The sequence below is a fragment of the Methanonatronarchaeum sp. AMET-Sl genome (genome assembly GCF_029854155.1).
GTDB lineage: Archaea > Halobacteriota > Methanonatronarchaeia > Methanonatronarchaeales > Methanonatronarchaeaceae > Methanonatronarchaeum.
Genome location: NZ_CP122958.1, coordinates 505,032 through 524,912 on the forward strand (window position 1 = coordinate 505,032; position 19,881 = coordinate 524,912).

Below are 19,881 nucleotides of genomic sequence, written 5' to 3' on the forward strand. Positions count from 1 at the left end.
TTTAAAAATAAACTGATTGAACAAACCCTTCCTCCAAAACAGGAGAAATCGCTTGATTTATGGAAGAAAATTATTTTCCTTAGAAGACAAATTAAATATAAAAGAACCAGTTAGTTACATCGACTAATAACACCAAAAATCAAGGAGAAATTTTTACCAAAATTATATTAAGTATTTTCGGTTTTATTTAATATAATTAGAAAAATGTCTGAGGATAATGAATTACTTGGAAATAAAATGTTGGAGATTTTTAAAGAAAGAATAAAAGAAAAAGAGAATGTATCTGGAGAAGTAAATGAAGTAGTGAGTTCTCTGGCAGAAGAACCGGATTTTGGTGGTCGTGAACAAATTGTTAAATGCTTAAAAGAGGCGAAAAGGATAAATGAAGATTGAATCTTTAAAAATAAACAATTTTCGAGGAATACCTGAGGAGGAGATCAATCCAGGGGGAGATAACTTCTGCATAATTGGACCAAATGGTTCAGGGAAAACCTCAGTTATATCTGCTATAGACTTTCTTCTAACTGGTGAAATACAAGATTTAAAGGGCGAGGGAACAGGGAACATCTCAATAAACAAGCACGCTCCCTATATAAAAGAGAAAACAGAGAACACATGGGTTAAAGCGACTTTTTCTAATAATGGTAAAACATTTGAATTAAAGAGAAAGCTTTCAAATCGACATAAATTAATTAAATGCGAAAAAGCTCCTGACAATGTTGAGTCAATGTTAAAATTGGCTAAAAGGGGTCAACACTATCTCTCCAGAGAGGAAATACTCGACTTCATAGTTTCAAAACAAAGTACAAGGTCTGAAAAACTCCGAACATTATTAAATTTGAGCCAGATTAAGGAAAAGCGATTGGAACTTAGAGGTGCCAAAGAAAGATTAGAGGAAGAAGCTTCCCGTCTTGAGAGAGAATTGGAAAATTTCAAAACTATGCTTTTTGGAGATTTTGAAAACGTTTCTAATTTGGAAGACCTTCTTAGTAAAGTAAATGAACTGAGGAGTGAATTAGGTGGCTCACCTTTAAATGAACTATCAACAGATGAATCTTTTAGATCAGGCATAGACTCTCCTATAGTTCGAGCCAGCGCAAGCCCTCTTAAATCAGAAAACACGAAAGACCTTCTCAAAAACATTGAAGATTGGTTTGAAACAAAAGGAGATAAGTTTTGGGACGATTATGACAAACTAGAAAGTAAGATAATAGAGGCTAGAAAAGAAAAAGAGGCAATTCAAGAACTTAAAAAATTGGATTTAATTTTAGAAGGTAAAAAATTTGTAGATGAAGATACCAAGGAGTGTCCACTTTGTAAAAAACCATGGGACTCTCAAAAACTAAAAAGTTTTCTTGAAGAAAGAGAAAAGAAAGCTAAAAAGATAAAAGAAACAAAAGATGAAATCGAAAAATCCAAAAAAGGAGTCTTAAATACCATAACTGATATTAGAGTTTCTGTAAATTCTTTAGTTGAAATTTTGGAGCAGCATGAAAGCTTTGAAACACAAAAATTAGAAGAGTTCAGGAAAAATCTCCAAGAAATTGAAGAAGGACTAGATAAACCTATTGATAATATCTCTTTAGATAAAATAAATGAAAAAGAAAGAAAACCTAAAATCGTTAAAAATGAGATAAGACAACTGATAAAGAAATCTGAAGAAATACCCAATCTAAATGAGATAGAAAATATCTGGGATAAATTACATACCACACACCAAACCTACAAGAAATACAGAAACTCAAAAAAGAAATCTAAAGAAATGCGAAACTTAGCTGAAGAAATGAAAGAAGTATATACCGAATTTCTGAGATCTAGAAACAAAGTTCTAAATCAGACTTATAATTCAATATCCGAAAGATTTCAAAAACTTTATAAAAAGCTACACAATGATGAAAAAGATTTTTGTTCTAAAATCGAACCTACTGAAACCGGTCTAGAAATGAAAGTTGATTTTTATGGAGAAGGAAACCATCCTCCTCATGCACTCCACAGCGAAGGACACCAAGACAGTATGGGAATCTGCCTGTTTTTGGCTCTCTGTGAATACTTGAACAGTGATGACTTCAAATTAATAATGCTTGACGACGTGGTTATGTCTATAGATTCTCAACATCGAAGAGACCTAGCTGACTTACTCAAAGAAGATATTTCAGAAAACTTTCAACTGCTAATTACTACCCATGATAAACTTTGGTATCGGCACCTAAAAACAAAAGGAGTTGTTTCTTCGAAAAATACAGTTACCTTTTCATCTTGGTCTCTTGAAGAGGGTCCCATTCGAGTTGATCAGCTTTCAGATGGATGGAATAGAATAGAAGATTTGTTGGAAGACGGTGATGTTAACGGTGCAGCCCATAGACTTAGATACACCGCAGAATGGTTCCTTAGAGAAGCTTGTGACCATTTCAACGCAGAAGTTGAATTCAAAGCAAATGGACGCTGGACACTTGGAGATTTCATGGACCCCGCAACACATAAATTCAAAGACCTACTAAAAAGGGCAAAGGAAGCTGAAAAATCTTGGGGAAAGGATATAGACGATATAAATGAACTCGATAATAAAAGGAAAGAGATTTACAAATCACTAAACATAGAAAAAGGCGCAGTAAACCCTAATGTGCATTACAATCCAAATGAATGGGCTAACTTCACTGTTACAGAACTAAAAAAAGTAGTCAAAGCTTTTAATGATCTTTACAACCTTTTTTGGTGCGAAAACTGCGGAAGTTGTCTTAAAGTTTCTAAAGAGAATTATCACGAAGAAGGGTTTAGTTGCAAATGTGGAAAAAAAGCAAACTGGACTCTTTCGAAGGATAATTAATTAAAAATTCGAAAAATCTGAATGTTAAGAAATTTAAAAATTGAATATTCTTCTGTTTTGATCATTCTCAAATATATTTGAATGTGTTTTTGAATCTAGTTGCAGAAGTTCTTTGTTTTTTATATAATTTCTAATTGTATTTTTTTCGTGTAAGATTCTCTTCAGATTCTCTGTTTCATTTATTTTAATATATGAGTCAATAGCTTTACAAGTCTTGGCTTTTCCCATTAAATTATTCTGATTATCGACTTTTTTAGAAATAAAATCATCTTTTATTAGTGTGGGATGTTTAACTGGATTGTAATAATAGTAAGAGTAGGGATCAAAAATTTTGTTGTTTTTTATAAAAAGTCTCTTCTCATATTCTGATTTTGTCAAGCCAAGCTCTTCCAAATACTCCTCAAAATCATTCTCTTTGCTAAAGAAGCTTAATTTTTTTGTAGTTGAACCTATTATTTCGCCTCCCATGAATTGGCCTATAATATCTGATGGTTTGTTTTTATCATCCTTGATATGGGGAGATATCTCCTTTTTCATGTGGGAGTAAAAAATACAAAATTCAGTAGGATCATATCTCCTTTCTAAAGTATGTAATATTGTTCTTAATCCGGCAAGGTTTCTTCCTTTAATAGGTCTAGAGCTAAAATTTATCCAGATATTGGTGTATCCTTTCGATTCATAAAAATCCAGAATTTTTCGTGTTGTTTTTTCGCTTAATTTAGTTTGGATGGGTACAAAAATCGGTTTATTATTTCTTTCAGAAAGTATTCTAGTGAAATAATCAATTCTTTTTTTATATTCTTCTAATGTTACAGTAACCCCGGATTCTGTATTTTTAATTTCTTGAATACGTATATCGGGTACTAAAACCATTCCTTTAGAGTAGCTATATAAATTATGTAAAAATGTATCAAAGTTTTTTTTATTCAATGGAGGATACTTTCTATTGCTATAAGTTGATACTCTTTCCTTAAATGGATCTCTATGAAAAGAACATGAAGTAACTGAAATAGCATTAGAGACTTTTTCAATCAAATTAGGTTTTATACCCATTATTCTCAAAAATTTTGTCGTGTCATTTGTGTATCCTTCTATTATATCATTAATTCCTTCATATGTTCGGGGATCTCTTATGATTTTTGTATTATCAAAAATAAGTTGATTTTGATTCAAAGAATTAAATATGTCTAATGTTTTTCTTGATAAACCATTCATATCTGCAGCTTGGGTTGGTGTTGTAATATTTTTGTATTTTCTCGAATCTATGTTTATTTCCTTATATTTATAGAATGGTAATTTTGAATCTTTTTCAAATTGGCAACAATTTATATGAGGATCAAAATTATCAGTCAATTTTCTCCCCTTAAAGTTTCTTTAAATAAAGGGTATATCTCATTCTTCCATTTTTCCTTATTTATATTTAAAGGATGATTTCCATTATTTATTGAATTTTTTGTGGCTTTGCATACATCATAAATTAGTTTTTCATTTAACTTGTTGGTATCAGTTTTAGTTAAACAAATAAAACGAAAAGTTCTGACTAAATTTGATTTAATTTGGTCAAAATTTTTATCAACAAATTTGTAAGCTTCATTATCATCAAGTATGAGATATTTAAGTTCATTAGCTTCCTTTAAAACATATGAAACACCTATAGCCTCATATTCAGCATCTTTTATATCTTCTCCATCAACTTCATCGAAATTTTCAATCAAAAAATTATAAAAAATTTTGAGGCCACTTGCTAAATTTACTTCAGATTCAAAATATTTTGTTTTATCGAAAAAAACTTCATCTCCGTACACTTCTTGTTTAATCTCATTTTTTATTTTTGGCCCGATTACAAAATCATAACTTCTAATTAGTTTATGAAGATATTTCTTACCTTCAATATCACTATAAAAAAAGATATAAAAAGATGAGTCCGCTACGGAATTCATGTTTTAACCCAGATTAAACAACTTCCTTCTAATTCGCTCTTTAGCATTACTGTCCTCTATTTTATCCTTTTCACTAGATTTTACAGTATATCCTTCAAATTCAGGAGTGTTATACACAAAATAAAGTAGCTCCTCTGAATCAAAATCTTCTAATAAATCATGAACCATCCGCATAGCACCAAGAATTTGATTAAGCTCTTTGTCATCTTGTCTTTTAATGCCATCAACTATATCTTTATATTTACAATACCCCTTTTCGGTTATTTTAATTTTGCCTCCATGAATCTTATCACTACCTTTATAAGTCCAACAATTTTCAAGAGAATAGGGATATTTAATTGAACTTTGAATCCTCTCAGAATATGGGCCCTTATAATGAGCTATAAAATCAAAAATTTTCTCTATTCTTTTGGACATTTGACCCATTAAAAACATTTCCTTTTGAATTTTAAGCATACTAAGTTCTTTTTTACTAGAAGTACCTAACAAAAGTAATATTAAGTACTCTATATCCTCCTGCTCTTTATCTTTATAGATTTTAAACCCCTCTCACTTAAATCCCTCTAGTAGACTAGTTTGTTTATCTTTGTATATATCTTATTAACTGAACAAAATAAAAAAAATAAATATAAGAAGATATGTTTAAAGTTGATTTTTATTTTTTACTAGTTTTAGTTCGATTTTTTGTTTCTCCCGATTCACATAAATCTCAAGATTATAATTATCAGCAACAGATTCAGGATTTATCCCAAGTATCAATGATATATATCTTGGAAATGGAATCCGTGGATATATCCGACCTCCCACCTTTACTTTATATATTTTATAAGGGTTGTTTGGTAATGGAACCCTTTCATTACATACCTTAACCAATTTAAATACCTCCAAATTTTTTTAATAATACATCCCGTTAAAGTCTAAAACACCATCATCACGATTTTCATTTATATTCTCATCAGATTTACTAGGTTTTTCTTGTCTTAACTCGGTCATAGATTCATTCAAAGCTCTGAGAGTATCGAGAAGCTCTTTTTGAGTTTCTTTAAGCTCATATATTTCACTTCTAACTCCTTTCTCGTTAATTAAATCCGGCTGCAGTTTTTCAGCAAATTCTTTTATTTTGTGATTAAGAAGTTGTTCCGTGACGATCCCTTGAGTTCGCAAGGCCCTAACCAAACCAAGGTCCTGAGCCAAAGTCCGAAGACCCTCAACCTCAGCCTTCAAACCAGGCAAAGGAGAATGATCAAGCCAGCCATCCGGTAAATCCTTGAGAGCTAACCTAACACCATTCTTGGTCTTAGAGAGTCGTACTTTGTCTTCTCCATAGTTGAATGCATACTCCCGTTTCTGAGTCCAACCCTCAAAACCAATATTATTCAACCTACCGATTTTTAGTTGGCCGTTGGATTCCAACCGCAACCTCTTCAAAAATGAGACAAACATATTTTTAGTTCGCTCCAACACCCTTTCCTCTTCTTCCTCGAAAGGAAATAGTAGGCCTTCATTATTTTCTATTGTGTTGGTGAGGTCTATTGGAGCCCTATACCTATTGTCAGGCAATTTCTTAACTAAGCCAGATTTTGTGGTAACCCTGATCTCATACTCACCAAACCTAAATAAATAATCAGTACGGTTATATGGACTATCATCAACCCGATGGAAAAACTTTAGGCCTGGTAATTTATCCCGGGCTTCCTCAAGTTGATTATGCAATTGGTTCAAGTTGGAGAATTTGATTAGGGCTCCATGTATCTCTAACAAAGGATTTTCCGCTGTCGGTTTCACCCCCGGTGTAAAACCACCTGTATGTGGAATATTATCGAGTAGTATTTTGTATTGTACTGGTTTTGTGTTTCCGGTTTTCTCGATGATTTGGAGTTTTTCAAGTTTTTGTGCGCTCCGGTAGACTCCTGAGATTGTTAGGTTTAGTTGGTTTGCTATTTGGGTGAGATAGTGGCCTTGGTCTAGTAGGTAGAGGAGTTTGCGGTCTGTTTGGTTTAGGTTGTATAGTTGGAGTCTGGTTTGTTTGTTTTGGTTGTTTTTTGTGTGGTTAGGGGGTTTTCTTGACAGGTTTTTCACCCCCAAGTCAAGTTAGAACAGAAAACAGTTTTAATAGCTTTTTTCTGTGTTTCTTGGTTTTTGTGGTGTTTTTGTTTCAAGTTAGTGGGGTGTTTTTGGATAGGTTTTTGGGTGGGGGGTGCCCTTGAATTCAAGTTAGGGTGGAAATTTTTTTGTGTTTGTGTCATTTTTCTTGCATTTTTTGTCTGATTTTTCGTTCTTCTTGTTTTCTGTGTTGTTGTGTTTTTGGTGTGGCTGGGTATTTTCCTTGTTGTTGTAGTTTTTGTCTTGTTCTCCTGATGGATTCGAGTGCTGGCATTTCCTGTAATTCCTTCTGGCCAATTGTGATCTGATAGCAATCATGTGTGTAGTTGTATTTTGCGTATCCGAGTTTTTCTAATACCAGTAATGTTAGGTAGGTGTCGTTGTTTCTGGCTTTTTGGTTGTTTTGGAGTGTTTGTTCGACTGTTGCTCGGACTGTTTGTAGGTCTTGGTTCATTTTTTGTCTCTTTTTTTGTTTCTCATGTTTGGTTCTGTGAGTTTGCGGCCCTCTAATATCTTGGCGATTTTTGGTTGTTCGATGAGGCATGTGTGTCTTGTTTCTCCGAATGATTGGTAGATTGCTTTTCCCATGTTTAGCCTCGGGTTTTGGCTTTTTGTTTTTGGTTTTTGGTTGGGTTTTTGATTGTTTGTGGTTGGTTGAGTATTTGGTGTTTTTTGTCTTGTGCTTCTGCTAGTAGTAGTGCTGATTTTAGTTTTTTTAGTGTGTCTTGGCCGTGTTTTAGGTAGTGTTTGTGTGCTTCTTGGTCTATTTTCATTTTTTGTCTCCTTGTTGTTCTATGTGTTTTCGGACTGCGTGACGTATTAGTTCTGATCTGCTTGTGTAGTTTTTTTCGATTTGTTGGATTTGTTGTATGAGTGGTTTTGGGAATTTTACGTTGATTTGTTTTGTTTCCATACCTTTTTGTATAACCATGTTTATACAACCTCTATAGGTATGGTGTACCCAAACAATATATAAACATTTCTATACCACTGTTATACAAACATAAATGAAAACCCTTAACCATAGTAAAACCATAGTATAACACAATGACAAAAAACAAAGGACAACAAATCAACGTAAGATTCAACCAATACACAATACAAAAAATAGAAAAACTAATACAACAAGGAAAATTCCCAAACAAAAGCGAACTAATAAGAACAGCCGTACAACGACTAATAACAGAACAAGAACTACAAACAAAACACCAAAACAAACAAAACAAATAACACAACAACAACAAAAATCCACAAAAAATAAATAAAACTAATTTAAAAACTATAAAACTAATAATAATCCATGACACCCTACACATTTGTAATCAACGGATTACAAGCAACAGAAACCTTACCGAGGTTGATAGGGGCAGGCCTAATCTTATTAGGTATTACTCTTCTAATTTATGTTAAATTAAATACTCCTGGCTTGTCTGATTTATTCGATTTTTGACGAAGATAAAAAAAATCAACTTCTATCCTTATCAATACCTTGTTTTCCAGATAGAATAGAAGTACAAGCCATAATATATTTCATACCCTCTTTTAATAACTAAAACAGGTGGAGTGGCATCCATCTTAAGAAACTCTTGAAGCAAAATATTTTCTAAACAACTAAATGAATCCAATTACTCTTTGAAATATCTTAAGAAGGAAAAATATAAATAACATTAAATTATAGCTCTTGTTAGTTAAAAATAGAAGAATAAGAACCTGAAAAATCGCTCTCGCCCGGGGCTTAATCTTTAAGGTTCATATCCCTCCTTCTATAGCCACAAACCATATATACCCCCTCAAAAACACCGAAAAAAGAAAAAAACCAACAAAACCACTTCCTGCAGACCAATCTCCCTAAAACTAGACTCCCCATTCAAAAAACCCATAAAAACACCAAAATAAACTCAATAAAGAAAAATAAACGAGATAGAAATAAATAAAACAACAAAGTTTATCCAAAAAAAACAGAGAAAAACATAGACCCAAAAAAAGGTATGTATAGAGCTAAAGGAAAAAAAGCAAATATGAACTCTAGATTTTTTAATGTATCCCTAAAGTACAGGGCTAAGTAGATATCCGTTTTTTTGAACATCCGATAAGATGCTTTACCTTACTCTATCTCTAGTTATATCCAATGTAAGAATTAGATATATTTTACCACCTATTCAATCCTCAAAAAATTCATTTAGACAAATTCGTTTATTGGAAACGTTCTTTGTTGTGTTAGTTAGCCAAAAGTTTCTGTTGCTTTTTTCGTATTAAGTTATTAATGATTAGTGGAGAAGAGGATATAGCTTGGGAGTTGTTGGTTCTTAAGTCTAAGTATAATGAGATTGCTGATATAAAAGAACCACCGAAGAATTTTATTTTAAAGTTAATAAATTGAACTAAGAGGGGGAAAGTTTTGGACTAGGATCCATGGTTATTTTTTAGATCCATCTGAAAGCCATGGACTGAATTCATCATTTTAAAGTTTTTTTAGATAAATTATAAATACTTTAATTGGTAATGTTTTTCAAGGAGACAAGTTTGGTAAGGGCTAAGATTTTTGTTAAAAAGGTTTCAGATATGCCTCTTGATTATGATTATCAATATTGGCTTGCTAGCATGCTTCTGCATCGTTTGGATTGTGCTAGAGGGAAATTAGCTGATTTTTTACATAATTATGATGGATATAGGTTTTATTCTTTTTCTAATCTTATTTTGAAGGATCAGAGGTCTTCTGATTATGGTCTTCAGTTTGATAGTGCTTATTTTATTCTGACTTCTCCGGATGAAAAGTTTATTGAGGGTTTTGTTTCTGGTTTGTTGCAAGAACCAGAATTCAATCTAGGTGAAACATCTTTTCTTGTTAAATCTATAGAAATTATAGATGAAAGGAAAATACCATCTAAATGTGTTTTGAAAACAATTTCACCAATTTATGTTAAAACCAAGCGAGAGATTGATGGTGAGATTAAGGATTGGGATTTATATCCGAAAGATGGTAAGTTCTATGAAAACCTACATAAGAACCTTGTATCTAAATTCAAGGAGTATCATGGTAGAGAGCCTGAAAATGATTTTTTCGACATAACGGAGGTTATCCATTTTAAAGGCCGTAGATATACCATTGCTGGTGACAATAGGAGATGTAGTGAAATGAAGTTTAAGATAGAAGGTTCCGAAGAACTTCTTAATTTCGGATACCAAGCAGGTTTTGGAGAAAAAAATGCAATGGGATTCGGTTGCGTTGAGGTGTCTAACTAATGTTAAAATCTTTAAAGAAACTTGGAGAAGAAATAGGCGTAGATAAAGGTTTTGAAGATGACTTATTAGCTCCAGATGAAGATGAAACGATTGGGATAATTAAAATAGAAAATAGTGAAATAAAACTTAGTAAAGAAATCAAATACCAAGAAGAGGGATCAAACCAATATAAATATTTTTATGCTGGAGGGAATAAGTCACTTAAAGGTGGTACTGGGGGTATTGGTGGTGTAAGTCCTTTTTTTATAAATCCATCTAATATTAAGAAAGATAAAATTGAGGGTAGTAGTGGCTTCATAGATCTTTATAATGAGAAGTATGATGACGGTGTTGTAGATGATTTATTTTGTTTTTTTAAAAATAATTCAAGTTTATTTGAAGAGATGGATGTTGATTGGATTTATATAAAAGAATTTGAAGGGCATGATGCTAGAGAGCGCCATAATTTTTATATTCAAACTTATATCACAGCTCCTCAAAATGAAAATATAAATTGGGTAGAAGGTGTCTGCACGACATGCGGTGATTCAAGAGAAATGAGAGATATTCGTCTTCCGTTCTATTCTTTAGGGGTCACAAACTATAACTTTGGTTTGGCAAGTAATGAGATTAGCAAAGGCCCTTTAAAATTATGTCCAGATTGTGAATTAAAGATAACTTCAGGTTGGAAAATCCTTAACAATATTTTTGGTAATAAATATGTTCTTATTCCATCAACGAGATTTAATTCTAGTGAAAAGTTGAAGAGATTTATTGGTATAGCTAAAGAAAACGTTGGTGATTTTGAAAAGCTTAATAATATTATGGATGATGAGGAGCTCTATAATGAATTTGAGTTTAAGTTTTTAGTTACTGAGGTTCAGCAGTCTAAACTGAATATTTTGAGGTCCGTATCTAATTATAAAGTTTTTGCTGAAGAGTTTGAGGATGAAGAATTAGTTATAGAAGATGATTTAAAGTACTTTCCAGCCAGTAACATAAATATAAATGTAAATAAGGTACACAATTACTTTGATTTAGAGAGGATACTTAAATTCTTTTTTGTTAACGAAAATAACTATCCGTTGTATGAACTTTATGGAGATACTTTTCATTTTTATCAGCTTTATAATACTGATTTACCAAGTAATCTAAATTCAAGGTTTAAACACCTTCTTTATGCGCATAGAGATGAGCTTTTTTCTTTTATTTATGAGTCAGATCCTTCTGCTTTGCCTAAAAAAAGTTTTTTAAGGATTTTAGAAACCTTCCTTAGGTATGAAATTAGGAATATGGATAGTGGCTCTAGTTTTGAAGGTGGTATTGTTAGAAATCGTATTATAGAGGGCTTGAATTACTTTTATTTCTTTAATGTTAAGGTATATGGAGAGGAGAATATGAAAGAAGATATTGAGAGGTTAGAGGAATATTTTGCTAAGTTTGATGAAGATAGTAAACAGGAGATACGTGAAATAGTGAACCAAGATGAAAGGCTTTTATATTTCTTGGTTGGCCAGTTTATACGCAGAATTGATGATTATAGGTATACACAGGATAAAAATAAGATATTTACCGATTTTATAGAATCTATCAATAGAAAAAACGCTGGCCAACGTTTTGCTGAAAACATACTTCAGAATCAGATGTACTATATTGACAGACTTGATAGTAAGGCTAAGTATATATTTGATTTAACTAAAGACAATTTAAATCAGTTTTTTGAAGATAAATCGTTTTCTGAAGTGTTGATATCTTTAATATCAGGGTATTATGCGGATAATATCTTGAAATCCACATATGAAGGTGATGAATGATGTCTGAAGTAAAAAACATGTATCAAGGCATATTCGTAACAGAAACAGTTTTAGGCAATCCAAACGGAAGTTTTGTAAACAATGAACCTCGGAACATCGATGGAAGAGTATTTACAACCGATAAATGTATCAAATACAACATACGTAATTATCTAAAGCAAGAGTACGAAGAAACTGATAGTTTAAAAAACTTTGTTTTTTTCTTTCCTAGAAAAACGGAGGACGCAGAAGACTATAAAGCCAATTATATGACAAAAACAAATGTTTTTAAAGAATATTTCGATAGTGATTTTGAAAAACTTATTGAAAGTTGTATTGACGCTCGGATTTTTGGTGGAACATTTAGTTTCAAGGGAGGGGAAGAAAGGTCTATCTACGGCCCAGTTCAGATAAGCTATGGATTGGATTTGATTGGAGCAGACCTAATGAATCTAAGGGTTGGAACCCCTTTCGCCTCTGATGAAGGAAAACAGAAGACTACAGGCAACAACCGAGTGGTTGACCATGCAGTTATCTCCTATGACATAACAGTTAATCCGAAAAACACATCAGGCCTGCTTAAAAAAAGTGATTTAGAGAAATTCAAAGAGTCCATAGTGAAAGGGACAAACTTAAGAAAGTCTACAAGCAAAAAAACAGATTCAAAAATGTTATTAATGATTAAATTTAAAAATGAAAAAACACTGAACATCGGTGAACTAAAGCACCTTATCGAGATTGATTCAGAAAAAATAACAGACCCAAAAGAAAGACCCAAGAAACTAGTATTGGACCTAGAAAGAGTGAGGGAAAAAATAGGGGACTTCAAAAACGACATTGAAGAAATCGAAGTGTATATGGATAAAAATGTAGAACTAAAAAACTTCTTCGATGAATCTAACGAAATATCAATCAAAGAAAAACCCTTCAGCGACCTATAAATACAGTAAAAGAGGGACCCACAGATGGAGCTAATAACGCTTGAGATTGAAAGCCGTTTCGGATCTTTTACAAAACCAACCTCAACAACAGGCGGGCTATTAACCTACAAAATACCTCCAAAACCAACAATAAAAGGAATAATAGGAGCCATATCAGGATTCAGCTTTAAAGAAACCCATAAATACTTTAAAAACTTAAAAGTTGGAGTTAAACCTATTTCAGAGATAAAAACTAAAACAACCACATTCAACAGCCATTATGGAAACCCAAGGGGCCGAATGGTAAACATCAAACAAGAAGTATTGATCGAACCACATTACCAAATATTCATAGATTTCTCAAAAATAAGAAAAAATGAAAAAGCTATCAAAAAAATAACCAAAAACTTCAAAGAAACATTTAATAGCCCCCCCAATTCACTCTATGAAGCAATCAACAAGATATGCCAAGCTAAAAAGACATACTACTTTCCATATATGGGTAGAAACAACTTTCCTTTAGAATTTAACTCACTCAATATAGACCTCGAAAGGATAGATAAACCAATCAATGAAGAAATGAAAACAAACTCAGTAATACCAAAAGAAATCTGCAGTGACTTTAGAATTCAAGAAATACAAAAAGAAACAGGGGATTTCGGGCTTAATCTCTCCCTTCCCCAAAACCTAAAGATACATATATTAAAAGACCTGCCGATCGACCAAAAAATCAATAGAGAATATAGTGAACTAAAAGATTTCATATTAGCTCCACCCTCAGAAAACATAGAACTAAACATCAAACCAAAACAACCACAAAAACGATATAACTTTCTCAAAACACCTAAAAACAAGCTAATAACCCTATATTAAAACCACTAAAATGTTCCGAGACATAATAAAAAAAGGAGTTATAAAAATCGATGGTTCCGAAAAAAGGCTCATAGCACACAAAGACAAAAACAAAACTGAATACCTAAACGAACACAACAAAAAAACAAAAAAAATATTTAAATATCTCATTGAAACTGAAAACGTATATAAAACACTTTTTAAAGCAATTTCAAATGATTACAATTTAAATTACACAGAAAATGAGTTTAAAAATCTTCTTTTAGAAATGGCAGAATACCACGATATCGGTAAATTAAACCCAAAATTCCAAAAAGAAACGATAAAAAACCCTGAATTCAAAAACTATAAAACACCGAATCTAGCACTAACATCAGAACATTCTGAAATCGGATCCTTATTTTTTTCAGCTAGATTAATGGAGAAAAATGCAGAAAAAAAACCACCAATACTAGTATTACCATACATCATCAAAGGACACCACACAAGAGTAAGAAGCATTTACGAATCAAGCTTAGGAATAGCCAACACACTAAAAAAGAAAAAAACAGCAACCGGATACCTAAGAGAAATAATTCCTGAAGAAAACAAATTAATTGATCGATATCTTCAGGAAGTAATGGATACATATGGTAATAGGGAACTACGGAGCCAGGTTAAAGAAGATTCATCGGCACTATCATTTTTCTACAACTATATCTACTCAACTCTGATAAGGGCAGATTCAATCGCAACAAATTATGCATACAGCGAAATCAATGAAATAAATCAAGAACTACCAAAATATATCCGTAGAATCACTCCTGAACTTATAAAAAAGATAGAAGAGGGCTATAAGAAAAAACAAACAGAATATGAAGGAAAAATAGAAGAAACTCCATTAAACAAATATAGGAACGAAATGCAAAAAAAAGCTTTTAAATCTCTTGATAAGGGGTTAAAAAAAGGAAATTCAGTTTTCTACCTACAAATGCCGACTGGAGGCGGAAAAACACATACGGCAATAGGCCTCACAATAAAACTCCTCAAAGAAACAAAAGCAAACAGAGTTATATACAACCTACCATACATCAGTTTACTTGAACAAAACCACCAATATTTCCAAGAAATAACTGGACTTGATCAAAAACAATTAAGATCCATCCACTCACTTTCTGATGTACCTACCAATGAAAAAGAAGAAATGGAGAAAATAATTTTCTACGATGACTTCTTTGAATATCCAATGATATGCACAACAATGGTATCATTTTTCAACTCAATAATTAAATTTAATAAATACCAAAAATATCGTTTTGGAGCACTATCAAACTCCATAATAATTCTAGATGAAATACAGACCCTTCCAGTAGAATACTGGCCTGAATTCAACTACTTACTAAATGAAATGGCTGAAAAACTCAATTCATACATTTTAATTATGAGTGCAACAGTTCCTGAACTATATAATCTGAAACATACAAAATCTATGGCCCCAGAATTCAAGAAAGACTGCCACCATCTAATTAAAAATCCAGAAAAATACTATGCAAAATTTAAGAGAAACAAAATCAAAAACAAAAAATTCGAAGAAATACAAATAGACAAAAACGGATTTGAAAAACTATCAAAATCAGTGATAGATAAATATCTAAAAGAAATCGAGGAACATGGAAATAATGGCCTAGTAGTAGTAAACACAATTCAAACATCAAAAAACCTATATGAACAGCTTCAAAACGACCTAAAGAAAATAGAAACCCCAACAAGCTGTCTATTACTAAATTCCACAATATTAACGAGTCAAAAGAAAGAGATCTTAAATAAAATCCAATCTAACAACAAAGAAAACATATTACTCATAAGTACACAGACCATTGAAGCAGGGCTAGACGTAAGCTTTGATTTTGTAATAAGAGATTTCGCAATATTAGAATCAATTGAACAAGTAAGAGGAAGATGCAACAGAAATAAAGAAAAACCATCAGGCAACGTATACCTCCTAAAAAACATAAAAAACCAGACAGAAGCAAAATATATATACCCCAAATGGAGGCTCAAAGAAACCGAAAAAATACTAAAACAAACAAACTTCTCCTACAACCACAAAGACATAAAAAAATACTATAAAAACACCATAAATACAATAAATCAAGAAATAAGCAAAGAAACAAAACTAACCTCAGCTAAAAACAACCGCAACTGGAACAAAATAAAATTCGAAGAAAAAAACAGCCCTAAAAACAAAAACAAAGACGTATTCCACATCGATATAATCGAAGAAAACCAGAACACATATGACTTCTACATAGAGACAGAAATAAAAAAAGAAGCATTCACAGAAAAAGAACTTGAATATATCCAAAATAAACTAAAAATACCAATAAAAAACCAAGTAAACGGCTCAGAAATAATAGAAAAATACATAGAAAAAATAAAAAAACAAAAAGAAAACTATACAGAGAAAAAAATACTAAAAAAACAATTCAAATCCATAATAAATAAATTCACAGTATCCGCCGCAATCCCAAACATCGAAACAGAAATAAACCAAACACTAAAAAAAATCGGGCCATACCATAAAATACCAAAACACCTAATCGGTGAAGAAACCCACCACCTATACTCCAAAACAAAAGGACTGAACAAAAAATACTTCTCAAAAACAGATGAACCAGAAAACAAAATAATATAAAAACCCAACAAAACCACATCCACAAAGCTCAAAAAATTAAAAAACCAGTTCAACCACATTTTTTTATAATAAGGAAAAAATATTTTTAATCTATTTTATAAACTTTACTTAAAGATAAATGAATTATAGAAACTTTAACAATAGAGTTACTGGTGTAGAGGTTGGATATTATTTTATTTGCCATACCAAACTCTGGCTTTTCCACCACAACATCCAAATGGAAAGAGAACATGAAAATGTGAAAATTGGCAAACAATTACATGAAGAAAGGTATCCAAGAGTCAAAAAGGAATTAAATATCAGAAACAAAATGAAACTAGATTTTATAGAAAGAGATGGCGAATTAATCGTTCATGAAATCAAAAAAAGCAATAAAATGGAGAAATCCCACTTTTTCCAGATGTATTTCTATCTAGACTACCTAGAAAAACATAACGTAGAGGCCACTGGAGAAATCCATTACCCCTTATTAAACAAGAAAAAGTCAATCAAACTTGATGAGAACAAAAAAACGAAACTACATAAAACTATCAACAAAATTAAAAAGATTGTTTCTGAGAAATTTCCAAACCCAGAAAGAAAAAATATTTGTAAAAAATGTGCATATGAAGAATTCTGCTTCGGAACAGAAACATAAAGATCCAACATGAACAAAAATGACTATTACATAACACAAGATGGCAAACTAAAGAGAAAAGAAAACACAATCTACTTCACAAACGAAAACACAAATAGAGCGATTCCAATCCACAAAATATACAGTATATATGCCTACGGCTCAATAACAATGACCTCAGGAGCAATAAAATACCTAGGGAAAAAAGGAGTACCAGTACATTTCTTCGATTACTATGGATGGTACAAAAGCACATTTTACCCAAGAGAAACCCTTATTTCAGGAGACCTGATAGTTAAACAATCCGAACATTACCTAGACAAAGAAAAAAGAACCTACATAGCAAGAAAAATAGTAAAAGGATCAATCAAAAACATACTTAAAAACCTAAAATACTACTCTAAAAACCATAAAAACCTTAAAAAACACATAAAAAACATAAAAAACCTCTTAAAACAACTAAAAGACAAAAACCAAATACCAGCAATAATGAGTGTAGAGGGAAAAACAAGAGAAAATTACTACCAAGCCATAGACAAAATGATGGAAAAAGAATACCAGATTGGAACAAGAACCAAACAACCCCCAAACAACAGGATGAACACACTAATAAGCTTTGGAAACTCAAAACTCTACACAACAACACTATCCGAAATATACAACACACAACTACATCCCGCCATATCATACCTCCACAAACCCTTCAAAAGAAGATTTTCACTGTCACTAGATATAAGCGAAATATTCAAACCAATACTAGTAGACAGAGTAATCTTCAAACTAATCAACAAAAACATGCTAAAAGACAAACACTTCGAAGGAAAAATCGGAGACATGCTACTATCAGACCAAGGAACAAAACTCTTCCTGAAAGAATACGACAAAAGAATGGAAAGAACAATCCACCACAAAGGCCTCGACAAAAAAGTATCCTATAGACGATTAATCAGACTTGAACTATACAAACTCACAAAACACCTACTAGGAGCAAAAAAATACAAACCATTAATCATGTGGTGGTAAAAATCTACGTAATAATAGTATACGACGTCAATGTAAAAAGAGTCGACAAGGTAAGAAAATATCTAAAAAAACACCTAAACTGGGTTCAAAACAGCGTACTAGAAGGAAAAGTCACAAAAGCCGAACTAAGAAAAATAAAAAAAGAAATAAAAAAAAAATCACCAACCCACAAGAAGACAGCATACTAATATACCACGTCAGAACACCCAAATACATAAAAAGAACAGAAATAGGCCAAACAAAAGGCAACAAAAACAAAATAATCTAAAAAACTCGTGCTTCTTTAAATAAACACCACACAAACAAAAAAACACGAAAAAACACAAAACACAAAACAAACAAAAATACAAATAAACACCACGCTAAAAACATCCCGTACCTCCACAAAACAACAAAGAACTAATTAACCAACATCCACATATACCTCTAATTAACCCATCTCCAACCTTGGTTTAAATCAGACCTTAGAGGGATTGAAATAGCAGGAAAAACAAACCAATACATAATCCAAAAACACGTTTAAATCAGACCTTAGAGGGATTGAAATCCAACAACAAACAGAAAGAAGACGATAAAATAGTTGGTTTAAATCAGACCTTAGAGGGATTGAAATATGGATAAAGTAACAGACAAAGAAATGCCGATGGATAGTTTAAATCAGACCTTAGAGGGATTGAAATTAGATTTCGCCGACCACGAACGCGATTATAAAGCCGACGGTTTAAATCAGACCTTAGAGGGATTGAAATATCCCTAAAAACCTGAAGGAGGTGATTAATTATGGGTTTAAATCAGACCTTAGAGGGATTGAAATCTATGCTTGTCCCTATCTCTACAGCTATGTTTTCTTGTTTAAATCAGACCTTAGAGGGATTGAAATCATTCCTTGATAACCAGACTCCGTAAATGTCTGCTCCGTTTAAATCAGACCTTAGAGGGATTGAAATCTCCATAAATATATATGGTCATTTACAATTTCATAAGTTTAAATCAGACCTTAGAGGGATTGAAATTTTTTTGTTGTGTATGTCTTGAGTTTTCCTGTTATTGTTTAAATCAGACCTTAGAGGGATTGAAATACGAATTGGTTACACGAATCGGAAAAAGGAAAATGGGTTTAAATCAGACCTTAGAGGGATTGAAATGATCGCTTGAGCATTGAATAATGCGAAGAGTGTCAATAGTTTAAATCAGACCTTAGAGGGATTGAAATAGGTCATAGTCAGCTTCTACATCGTATTCAGCAAGGGTTTAAATCAGACCTTAGAGGGATTGAAATCAAGGAGAGGGAGACATGGATAGTGAAAGTAGTGGGGTTTAAATCAGACCTTAGAGGGATTGAAATAGAGTTACAAGAGACTATTAGTGTTTCGGGAACAGGGTTTAAATCAGACCTTAGAGGGATTGAAATAAAGTTGATAATAAAGCTATTGGTGAAGTGAAAAGTGGTTTAAATCAGACCTTAGAGGGATTGAAATAGCAGGAAAAACAAACCAATACATAATCCAAAAACACGTTTAAATCAGACCTTAGAGGGATTGAAATCCAACAACAAACAGAAAGAAGACGATAAAATAGTTGGTTTAAATCAGACCTTAGAGGGATTGAAATAACGATAAATACCTACAACAAGACAACACAAGAGAGAGTTTAAATCAGACCTTAGAGGGATTGAAATGAGTTTATCTGTATATTCTCTCGCTCTCTCGAGTTCGTTTAAATCAGACCTTAGAGGGATTGAAATGGGTTAAGTTAGGTGACTTGGATCCTGGGCCGGTTCGTTTAAATCAGACCTTAGAGGGATTGAAATATGGATAAAGTAACAGACAAAGAAATGCCGATGGATAGTTTAAATCAGACCTTAGAGGGATTGAAATTAGATTTCGCCGACCACGAACGCGATTATAAAGCCGA

18 protein-coding genes, 1 pseudogene and 1 CRISPR repeat array (1 of these 20 cut by a window edge) are annotated in these 19,881 nt (G+C 32.3%); of the genes and pseudogenes, 11 read left to right on the top strand and 8 right to left on the bottom strand.

Translation table 11 applies throughout. The features are described 5' to 3' along the window. Positions 1-204 precede the first annotated feature (204 nt). Together QEN48_RS02455 and QEN48_RS02460 are read left to right on the top strand one after the other, a co-directional pair. Positions 205-393, top strand: coding sequence for a hypothetical protein (locus QEN48_RS02455; protein WP_280108828.1), 189 nt, complete (start codon positions 205-207; stop codon positions 391-393). Further along, entirely contained in the window at positions 383-2,824 is a 2,442-nt protein-coding gene (locus QEN48_RS02460) for an AAA family ATPase (RefSeq protein ID WP_280108829.1), read from the top strand. The genes QEN48_RS02455 and QEN48_RS02460 overlap by 11 nt, the downstream gene beginning before the upstream one ends. A gap of 33 nt (positions 2,825-2,857) precedes the next feature. On the opposite strand, the gene QEN48_RS02465 is transcribed toward QEN48_RS02460, so the two are convergent. The 8 genes from QEN48_RS02465 to QEN48_RS02500 form a co-directional block, all read right to left on the bottom strand. After that, the gene (locus QEN48_RS02465; RefSeq protein ID WP_280108830.1) at positions 2,858-4,177 is read right to left on the bottom strand and encodes a hypothetical protein; all 1,320 of its coding nucleotides are present in this window, start codon (positions 4,175-4,177) and stop codon (positions 2,858-2,860) included. After that, positions 4,174-4,764 (bottom strand): hypothetical protein, encoded by a 591-nt coding sequence (locus QEN48_RS02470; protein WP_280108831.1) that lies wholly within the window; start codon positions 4,762-4,764, stop codon positions 4,174-4,176. The genes QEN48_RS02465 and QEN48_RS02470 overlap by 4 nt, the downstream gene beginning before the upstream one ends. Positions 4,765-4,767: 3 nt before the next feature. After that, positions 4,768-5,181 (bottom strand): hypothetical protein, encoded by a 414-nt coding sequence (locus tag QEN48_RS02475; RefSeq protein ID WP_280108832.1) that lies wholly within the window; start codon positions 5,179-5,181, stop codon positions 4,768-4,770. A gap of 477 nt (positions 5,182-5,658) precedes the next feature. Beyond that, complete coding sequence (locus QEN48_RS02480; protein WP_280108833.1) at positions 5,659-6,843, bottom strand: winged helix-turn-helix domain-containing protein; 1,185 nt, start codon at positions 6,841-6,843, stop codon at positions 5,659-5,661. Positions 6,844-7,006: 163 nt separating this feature from the next. Next, positions 7,007-7,321, bottom strand: a complete 315-nt coding sequence (locus QEN48_RS02485; RefSeq protein ID WP_280108834.1) for a hypothetical protein — start codon at positions 7,319-7,321, stop codon at positions 7,007-7,009. Then, positions 7,318-7,455, bottom strand: coding sequence for a hypothetical protein (locus QEN48_RS02490; protein ID WP_280108835.1), 138 nt, complete (start codon positions 7,453-7,455; stop codon positions 7,318-7,320). The genes QEN48_RS02485 and QEN48_RS02490 overlap by 4 nt, the downstream gene beginning before the upstream one ends. A 2-nt stretch (positions 7,456-7,457) precedes the next feature. Next, on the bottom strand, positions 7,458-7,640 hold the full coding sequence (locus QEN48_RS02495) for a hypothetical protein (protein ID WP_280108836.1): 183 nt from the start codon (positions 7,638-7,640) through the stop codon (positions 7,458-7,460). After that, complete coding sequence (locus QEN48_RS02500) at positions 7,637-7,798, bottom strand: ribbon-helix-helix domain-containing protein (protein ID WP_280108837.1); 162 nt, start codon at positions 7,796-7,798, stop codon at positions 7,637-7,639. The genes QEN48_RS02495 and QEN48_RS02500 overlap by 4 nt, the downstream gene beginning before the upstream one ends. Positions 7,799-7,914: 116 nt before the next feature. Between QEN48_RS02500 and QEN48_RS02505 the strand changes: the two genes are divergently transcribed. The 9 genes and pseudogenes from QEN48_RS02505 (at position 7,915) to cas2 (ending at position 18,235) form a co-directional block, all read left to right on the top strand. Beyond that, positions 7,915-8,097 (top strand): ribbon-helix-helix domain-containing protein, encoded by a 183-nt coding sequence (locus QEN48_RS02505; protein ID WP_280108838.1) that lies wholly within the window; start codon positions 7,915-7,917, stop codon positions 8,095-8,097. Positions 8,098-9,390: 1,293 nt separating this feature from the next. Then, positions 9,391-10,110: a CRISPR-associated endoribonuclease Cas6 gene (cas6, locus tag QEN48_RS02510; protein WP_280108839.1), complete on the top strand. Its 720-nt coding sequence runs from the start codon at positions 9,391-9,393 to the stop codon at positions 10,108-10,110. Further along, entirely contained in the window at positions 10,110-11,903 is a 1,794-nt protein-coding gene (locus QEN48_RS02515) for a hypothetical protein (RefSeq protein ID WP_280108840.1), read from the top strand. The genes cas6 and QEN48_RS02515 overlap by 1 nt, the downstream gene beginning before the upstream one ends. After that, a complete protein-coding gene (locus QEN48_RS02520; RefSeq protein WP_280108841.1) occupies positions 11,903-12,823 on the top strand; it encodes a type I CRISPR-associated protein Cas7 in 921 nt (306 codons plus the stop codon). The genes QEN48_RS02515 and QEN48_RS02520 overlap by 1 nt, the downstream gene beginning before the upstream one ends. A gap of 24 nt (positions 12,824-12,847) precedes the next feature. Next, the gene (gene cas5 / locus QEN48_RS02525; protein ID WP_280108842.1) at positions 12,848-13,675 is read left to right on the top strand and encodes a CRISPR-associated protein Cas5; all 828 of its coding nucleotides are present in this window, start codon (positions 12,848-12,850) and stop codon (positions 13,673-13,675) included. A gap of 10 nt (positions 13,676-13,685) precedes the next feature. Further along, positions 13,686-16,328, top strand: a complete 2,643-nt coding sequence (gene cas3, locus QEN48_RS02530; RefSeq protein ID WP_280108843.1) for a CRISPR-associated helicase Cas3' — start codon at positions 13,686-13,688, stop codon at positions 16,326-16,328. A gap of 118 nt (positions 16,329-16,446) precedes the next feature. Then, positions 16,447-16,965, top strand: coding sequence for a CRISPR-associated protein Cas4 (gene cas4, locus QEN48_RS02535; protein WP_280108844.1), 519 nt, complete (start codon positions 16,447-16,449; stop codon positions 16,963-16,965). Positions 16,966-16,974: 9 nt separating this feature from the next. Then, entirely contained in the window at positions 16,975-17,967 is a 993-nt protein-coding gene (cas1b, locus tag QEN48_RS02540; RefSeq protein ID WP_280108845.1) for a type I-B CRISPR-associated endonuclease Cas1b, read from the top strand. A gap of 2 nt (positions 17,968-17,969) precedes the next feature. Next, a pseudogene (gene cas2, locus QEN48_RS02545) lies at positions 17,970-18,235 on the top strand (CRISPR-associated endonuclease Cas2). 182 nt (positions 18,236-18,417) lie between these two features. Beyond that, positions 18,418-19,881: direct repeats of the CRISPR family, unit length 30 nt; unit sequence GTTTAAATCAGACCTTAGAGGGATTGAAAT; it runs 1,975 nt beyond the window's last position.

Bases quoted from the DNA above. Each gene is read 5' to 3' on its own strand.
- QEN48_RS02455 (WP_280108828.1), top strand. From the start codon at position 205: ATGTCTGAGGATAATGAATTACTTGGAAATAAAATGTTGGAGATTTTT.
- QEN48_RS02460 (WP_280108829.1), top strand. From the start codon at position 383: ATGAAGATTGAATCTTTAAAAATAAACAATTTTCGAGGAATACCTGAG.
- QEN48_RS02470 (WP_280108831.1), bottom strand. From the start codon at position 4,764: ATGAATTCCGTAGCGGACTCATCTTTTTATATCTTTTTTTATAGTGAT.
- QEN48_RS02475 (WP_280108832.1), bottom strand. From the start codon at position 5,181: ATGTCCAAAAGAATAGAGAAAATTTTTGATTTTATAGCTCATTATAAG.
- QEN48_RS02485 (WP_280108834.1), bottom strand. From the start codon at position 7,321: ATGAACCAAGACCTACAAACAGTCCGAGCAACAGTCGAACAAACACTC.
- QEN48_RS02490 (WP_280108835.1), bottom strand. From the start codon at position 7,455: ATGGGAAAAGCAATCTACCAATCATTCGGAGAAACAAGACACACATGC.
- QEN48_RS02495 (WP_280108836.1), bottom strand. From the start codon at position 7,640: ATGAAAATAGACCAAGAAGCACACAAACACTACCTAAAACACGGCCAA.
- QEN48_RS02500 (WP_280108837.1), bottom strand. From the start codon at position 7,798: ATGGTTATACAAAAAGGTATGGAAACAAAACAAATCAACGTAAAATTC.
- QEN48_RS02505 (WP_280108838.1), top strand. From the start codon at position 7,915: ATGACAAAAAACAAAGGACAACAAATCAACGTAAGATTCAACCAATAC.
- QEN48_RS02515 (WP_280108840.1), top strand. From the start codon at position 10,110: ATGTTAAAATCTTTAAAGAAACTTGGAGAAGAAATAGGCGTAGATAAA.
- QEN48_RS02520 (WP_280108841.1), top strand. From the start codon at position 11,903: ATGTCTGAAGTAAAAAACATGTATCAAGGCATATTCGTAACAGAAACA.
- cas5 (WP_280108842.1), top strand. From the start codon at position 12,848: ATGGAGCTAATAACGCTTGAGATTGAAAGCCGTTTCGGATCTTTTACA.
- cas3 (WP_280108843.1), top strand. From the start codon at position 13,686: ATGTTCCGAGACATAATAAAAAAAGGAGTTATAAAAATCGATGGTTCC.
- cas4 (WP_280108844.1), top strand. From the start codon at position 16,447: ATGAATTATAGAAACTTTAACAATAGAGTTACTGGTGTAGAGGTTGGA.
- cas1b (WP_280108845.1), top strand. From the start codon at position 16,975: ATGAACAAAAATGACTATTACATAACACAAGATGGCAAACTAAAGAGA.